10 protein-coding genes are annotated in these 5,199 nt (G+C 46.7%); 7 read left to right on the top strand and 3 right to left on the bottom strand.

Translation table 11 applies throughout. The features are described from left to right. The coding region (locus K8S15_12440) for a hypothetical protein (GenBank protein MCD4776844.1) at positions 1-350 on the bottom strand (350 nt) is incomplete at its 3' end. A 240-nt stretch (positions 351-590) separates the two neighbouring features. On the opposite strand from K8S15_12440, the gene K8S15_12435 reads away from it, so the two are divergent. Genes K8S15_12435 through K8S15_12420 form a run of 4 tightly spaced genes read left to right on the top strand, consistent with a single transcriptional unit; the run spans position 591 to position 2,623 of the window. Beyond that, entirely contained in the window at positions 591-827 is a 237-nt protein-coding gene (locus tag K8S15_12435) for a helix-turn-helix domain-containing protein (GenBank protein MCD4776843.1), read from the top strand. Between the two features lie 26 nt (positions 828-853). Next, a complete protein-coding gene (locus tag K8S15_12430; GenBank protein ID MCD4776842.1) occupies positions 854-1,177 on the top strand; it encodes a HipA N-terminal domain-containing protein in 324 nt (107 codons plus the stop codon). Further along, positions 1,174-2,121, top strand: a complete 948-nt coding sequence (locus K8S15_12425) for a HipA domain-containing protein (GenBank protein ID MCD4776841.1) — start codon at positions 1,174-1,176, stop codon at positions 2,119-2,121. The genes K8S15_12430 and K8S15_12425 overlap by 4 nt, the downstream gene beginning before the upstream one ends. 43 nt (positions 2,122-2,164) lie before the next feature. Continuing rightward, the gene (locus K8S15_12420; protein MCD4776840.1) at positions 2,165-2,623 is read left to right on the top strand and encodes a YaiI/YqxD family protein; all 459 of its coding nucleotides are present in this window, start codon (positions 2,165-2,167) and stop codon (positions 2,621-2,623) included. A gap of 142 nt (positions 2,624-2,765) precedes the next feature. Here the strand turns inward: K8S15_12420 and K8S15_12415 are convergent, their stop codons facing one another. After that, a complete protein-coding gene (locus K8S15_12415) occupies positions 2,766-3,491 on the bottom strand; it encodes a hypothetical protein (protein MCD4776839.1) in 726 nt (241 codons plus the stop codon). A 100-nt stretch (positions 3,492-3,591) separates the two neighbouring features. On the opposite strand from K8S15_12415, the gene K8S15_12410 reads away from it, so the two are divergent. The 3 genes from K8S15_12410 (at position 3,592) to K8S15_12400 (ending at position 4,639) form a co-directional block, all read left to right on the top strand. Then, positions 3,592-3,840 (top strand): hypothetical protein, encoded by a 249-nt coding sequence (locus tag K8S15_12410; protein MCD4776838.1) that lies wholly within the window; start codon positions 3,592-3,594, stop codon positions 3,838-3,840. 147 nt (positions 3,841-3,987) lie between these two features. Further along, a complete protein-coding gene (locus tag K8S15_12405; GenBank protein MCD4776837.1) occupies positions 3,988-4,275 on the top strand; it encodes a nucleotidyltransferase family protein in 288 nt (95 codons plus the stop codon). A 25-nt stretch (positions 4,276-4,300) separates the two neighbouring features. Beyond that, complete coding sequence (locus tag K8S15_12400) at positions 4,301-4,639, top strand: DUF86 domain-containing protein (protein ID MCD4776836.1); 339 nt, start codon at positions 4,301-4,303, stop codon at positions 4,637-4,639. A gap of 194 nt (positions 4,640-4,833) precedes the next feature. Here K8S15_12400 and K8S15_12395 read toward each other — a convergent pair. Continuing rightward, positions 4,834-5,199 (bottom strand): hypothetical protein (locus tag K8S15_12395; GenBank protein ID MCD4776835.1); only part of this gene is annotated, 366 nt, incomplete at its 5' end.

The following is a 5,199-nucleotide window of genomic DNA, read 5'->3' as shown; positions in this document are numbered from 1 at the left end:
AAGAAGTCCCTTATCTCAGTAATGGCAATTCTTGCAATCAGCGGATGTATCGGAGAGAAAAGCCGAATTACGGTCAGGAACGATTCGGATGAGAGCTTCCGTTCTGTAACGGTATCGGTCTGGACAGTACATGGACCATAGAGAACTTTTCTCCCGGAGATGAACAGGAATTCACCGTTGTATACACCAGAGATGATCACTTCCAAATCAGAGCAGAGGCTGCCGATGGACGTATCATTGAAGGCGGATTCGGTTATGTAACCCATGGACTCAGCGATGAAACTATAGAAATAACCTTCATCGGTGATTCCATCCTGTTCAACCAGCAGATAAACGAAGACTACTGACACAGTAAACGCGCATCAACCCTGTTTTGAGTTTCTTTATTCAGGAACAGTAGTGGAACAGTTGAAGTCTCAGAGTTGTTCGGTATCCTCGTATTCAATTCGCAGATAAAGCCAATTTACTGCTGTAGCGGTAATATTCGTAATATCACATAAATGTAACTCTTGACTTCTTTATAATGCAGAGTATTTTACTGTTATGGCAGTAGAAATGAAGGAGCCAGAATGATCGATGTAAATGAATTCATGGAAGGCCTGGGCAAACAGGTACGGTTCCACCGCATGAAAGCCGGGTTAACACAGCTTCAGCTGGCCAACATGGCTGGAGTAGGCAAGACTACAGTATTCGATATTGAGAAGGGCAAAACCTCAGTGCGAATCGACAGCCTTCTGGCTGTCCTTGGGATAGTGAATATTGATATTCAGTTTTCAGGACCCTTGAGTACGGAGTATGAGAAACTGTTGGAACGCGAGAACAACTGATGCATGAAAAGAACGGGAATGACAGAATGGAAACCCCTTTAAGACAGGCAAGGGTATTCATGCACGGCAGTTATTCAGGCACCCTTGAGGAGCTGAAGCTGAATGAGCATTACAGGTTCACTTATTCGGATGATTACGCTGGTCCTCCTGTCTCCCTCACAATGCCTGTAGAGCAGAATGTCTACGAATTCTTAAAATTCCCGTCTTTCTTCGAGGGGCTTCTCCCCGAGGGAGTCATGCTGGAAGGGCTGCTACGTCAGTGCAGGATCGATAAAAATGATTGCTTCGCTCAGTTAATGGCCATCGGCGGGGAGCTTGTGGGCGCGGTTACCGTTGAGGAAATAAAATGAACCGCTGCCCGATAACCTACGGAGAGTGCGATGCCGGCAATTACTCCAAGAGAGGGTTGCGCCTTCTGAACCGCAACCTCTCAAAACTGAATGTGTTCCCCCTTTCGGCGATGGAGCAGAGAAGAGAAGCAATAGCCAGGGCTGGAAAAATATCAATACAGGGCGTACAGCCCAAATTGAGCGCGAGCCTCAGCGTGAAGAACTCGGTCTTCGAGATTGTCGACAGAGGCGCGCATTACATTCTTAAGCCGCAGCATGGCGATTATCCCCAGCTGCCTGAGAATGAGGGTCTTACAATGCATATGGCCGATATTGCGGGTATGGATGTTCCACTCAGGGGTCTTATCTACTCAAGGGACGGTTCACTTACATACTTCGTAAGGCGTTTTGACAGAGCGGGAAAAGCCGGAAAGCTGGCAACGGAAGACTTCGCCCAGCTAAGTGGAAAGGACAGATCGACCAAGTACAGATCCAGCATGGAGAAACTGGCTGAGATTCTTGATGAACACTGCACGTTTCCAGCGGTTGAGAAACTCAAGCTCTTCAAGAGATCCCTCTTCAGTTACCTGAGCGGCAACGAGGATATGCATCTGAAGAATTTCTCACTTATCCGGCGCAGGGGCAAGATCGAACTGGCACCGCTTTACGATCATCTGAATTCATCAATTGCCCTGCAGGCCATGGGAAGATCATTGAATGATATTGAGGAAGTCGCCCTTCCCCTGAGGGGTAAAAAGCACCACCTCACTCGCAGAGACTGGGTAGACTACTACGGGATAGAAAGACTGAAACTCAACGAGAAGGTAATTACTGAGTGCATGAACGCATTCAGCGCTTACGCTCCGAAGTGGTTCGATCTTATCAAGATCAGTTTTCTTTCGCACGAAATGAAGAAACTCTATTCAGATCTCCTGGCTCAACGCTGCGCTATACTGGGCCTTTAGCAAGGTTCCACCACCGAAGGAAGATAGAAAGTAGGTTTAACCGTTGCTTGACATCTACGTAGACGCTGACGCGTGTCCTGTTAAACGGGAGATATTCCGGGTCGCAAAACGATACGGTCTGAAGGTCATTCTCGTATCGAACTCCTGGATGCGTACTCCGGATTCGAGCTGGCTGGAACTGGTTGTTGTTGACAAAGGCGCAGATGTGGTTGATGACTGGATCGTTGAGCACACGGGCAGCGATGACATTGTAATTTCGGGTGACATACCTCTTGCTTCGAGATGTCTGAAGAAGGGATCACTGGTACTGGGGAATACGGGACGCCCTTTCACCGAGGACAACATCGGAGACGTTCTGTCAATAAGGGATCTCCTGCATGATCTGCGGGAACAGGGAATGATGATAGGTGGCCCCAAACCCTTCGTGAAAAAGGATCGTTCAAGATTCCTGCAGGAACTGGATAAAATGGTCGTTAAAATCCGCCGAAGGAACGTCAGATAACTTCGCGATTTCACACCATCTGACACTTGACACGACGCTGCAGTTATCACCGAAAATGATACCATTCTCCAGGCTGCCAGGAATACTTCTGGAGTTGATTAAACCGGAAAATGTTAAGATGCCAGGTCAGGCCCCGGGGATTCTAGAGGTATGTCATATCATCCTGAGTTAAATCCAGATATAAACCGTTCTCATCGATGACGATACCGTAGAACCAGAACTCGTCACCATTTGTATTCTCAAGTCGTAAGGAGTATTTGTAACCGTGACCGGTTGGAATATGAAAAGTGAATTCATCACCAGGGTAAAGCAGCTCCCTGTCGAGGCGATCCGCCTCATTCAATAGATCCTGACTATTAAGCTGTGTGCAATAGATATGCTTGATTACGCCGCAACCGGGATTCAGGTGGATTGTTACAGCAGCATCACCCTTGGAAGTGAAATATGCGTGCGGATTGGCGGCAAATGTATTATCCATTTCGGAAAGCTCAACCTGCCATCTGAATCCGTCCTGTTCAATAAGAACATCCCAGATATAGTATTCGTTCTGTGCGTTATCTACACATCTCAAATCGTAGTACTCACCGGGTTCTACTTCGAATGATATGTCCTCACCGGGAACGTAATCATAATTCGGACCCCACTCATCGTTATTGGATGGGCTGCAGTTTCCAAAACGAAGCTCATTCAACACGCCAGCTCCATTCTCGATGGAAACCGCAGCGTAGATCTGCTCAGGTTCCATATCAGTCTCGACAGTGACAACATCATCAGTTGTGTCGTCCTCTATTGGTTCATCACTGCCGCCGCATGAAAAGAAGATCACAAGAAGGGCCATCAACACCAGGAGCGAATTGATTGTTTTCATTGTTATTCCTGTATCTGTTTTGCATTTCATTCTTCAATTGACATATAACAATAAGCATTATTATGAGAAAATCAATGTGTAAAAAGAAAGAAGGCATCTAATGTACAAGAGTATCCTGGGTGCGATTGTGATAATAGAAGGTCTCATCCTTACTACTTCTGCCGAAGCAGTGATCACCTTTGAACGTACTTACGGCGGCACAGGTTCAGATAGTGGAAATTCTGTTCAGGAGACTCGGGATGGAGGATACATTATCGCGGGAAATACCTTGTCTTTTGGGGCCGGGGGGTTTGATGTCTATCTCATCAAGACCGATGCTCAAGGTAATACTGGAGTTGAAATCGAGTAGCGCTTGCCCCAGCTTCAGCAGACTCTTACTATTGATAGATTTACCAATATATCAGGGTCCTACAATATGGAGAAGCTGCACCTGTTCAAACTCCAGCTCTTGACCAATACACAAGAAAATCGGATGTTCTTGTGACGGAGGTTAGATATGAGCCTTGAAAAAACACTTATTGTGCTGAGAAAGCTGAAGCCTTTACTAAAAGAACGCTTCGGGATCATAAAAATCGGTGTCTTCGGTTCTGTGGCCCGCAACGAAGCCGAAATGGACAGCGATGTTGATATTGTTGTTGAAATGCCTCCGGATCTTTACGCAATGGTCCACGCCAAGGAACAGCTTGAAGAAGCCCTTCAAGCACCCGTGGACCTTGTTAGATACAGAAGCAGAATGAACGCTCTGTTAAAGGAGCATATTAAACGGGAGGCAGTCTACGTCTGATATAAGGCTTCTGGAAGACATAGCGATGCACATATTGGAGAGCATCGAGAAAGTCGAGCGCCGTTTTAGAGGCATTAAGACCCATGATGATTTTCTTAGGGAAGATGAGGGTATCGACAGGCTTGACGGGATAGTGCTAATGCTTATCACTATCGGAGAGAATCTGAAGCGATTTGAGAAATATGGTGGGAAATCATTAATGGATGATCATCCTGAAATCGACTGGAAGGGTGCTATAGGAGTAAGGGACTTTCTGAGTCATCATTACTTTGATCTCGACGCAGAGGTCATCTTCAACATTTGTGCAGATCATGTCTCTGAACTGAAACACGCAATGGTAGATATTCTAACAAGACTTAGATAATAGGTTCATCTATACTGTACTCATAAACGCTCATACCTGCAGAATTTCGGGAACTCTCACCGCAACTAGTACCCTGTCAAGCATTACCTGTCGCATTCTTCTTGTTCTTCTGAGCCCCTGCTGCGTTACTGGTTCAATTACATAGCGATGCTATGCTCAATCACCAGTGCCTTGCAGGAACTCAGAATAGCGGCTCATTTTAGCGACACCTGCTCGAAGAGGAAGTCATTAGACCTTGCAGTCTTCCTTGAAGAAGAACTCTTCAGATCGGTTCCCCACCGGCACTGGGTATGGAGTGTTCCAAGGATCCCCTTGAGTGGATAGCTCGCATAACATCCCGCATCCCAAAGAAGGGAGCGAAGCAGGTTATCTATTACGGGTCCTACAGCCAGGCATGGCGTGGTCGTGAACGCCGCCAGGGTATAACAACAACAACACTTCAAATGTCCGGGAAATCCGAGAAGAGTCAGTCTTGTTCCTCTCGCCGAAGAAGACAGCTGTGGGCTGCTCTTCTCAAGAAGGTATGGGATGTTGATACTCTCAAATGTCCTGAATGCGGC

It is taken from the genome of Candidatus Aegiribacteria sp., assembly GCA_021108005.1.
Lineage (GTDB): Bacteria > Fermentibacterota > Fermentibacteria > Fermentibacterales > JCC-6 > Aegiribacteria.
The sequence above is the reverse complement of the archived record's forward strand: the minus strand, read 5'-3'. Positions and strand labels throughout refer to the sequence as shown.

What these genes read in the sequence shown, in the direction of transcription:
- K8S15_12435 (MCD4776843.1), top strand. Translation starts at nt 591, where the DNA reads ATGGAAGGCCTGGGCAAACAGGTACGGTTCCACCGCATGAAAGCCGGG.
- K8S15_12430 (MCD4776842.1), top strand. Translation starts at nt 854, where the DNA reads ATGGAAACCCCTTTAAGACAGGCAAGGGTATTCATGCACGGCAGTTAT.
- K8S15_12425 (MCD4776841.1), top strand. Translation starts at nt 1,174, where the DNA reads ATGAACCGCTGCCCGATAACCTACGGAGAGTGCGATGCCGGCAATTAC.
- K8S15_12415 (MCD4776839.1), bottom strand. Translation starts at nt 3,491, where the DNA reads ATGAAAACAATCAATTCGCTCCTGGTGTTGATGGCCCTTCTTGTGATC.
- K8S15_12410 (MCD4776838.1), top strand. Translation starts at nt 3,592, where the DNA reads ATGTACAAGAGTATCCTGGGTGCGATTGTGATAATAGAAGGTCTCATC.
- K8S15_12405 (MCD4776837.1), top strand. Translation starts at nt 3,988, where the DNA reads ATGAGCCTTGAAAAAACACTTATTGTGCTGAGAAAGCTGAAGCCTTTA.
- K8S15_12400 (MCD4776836.1), top strand. Translation starts at nt 4,301, where the DNA reads ATGCACATATTGGAGAGCATCGAGAAAGTCGAGCGCCGTTTTAGAGGC.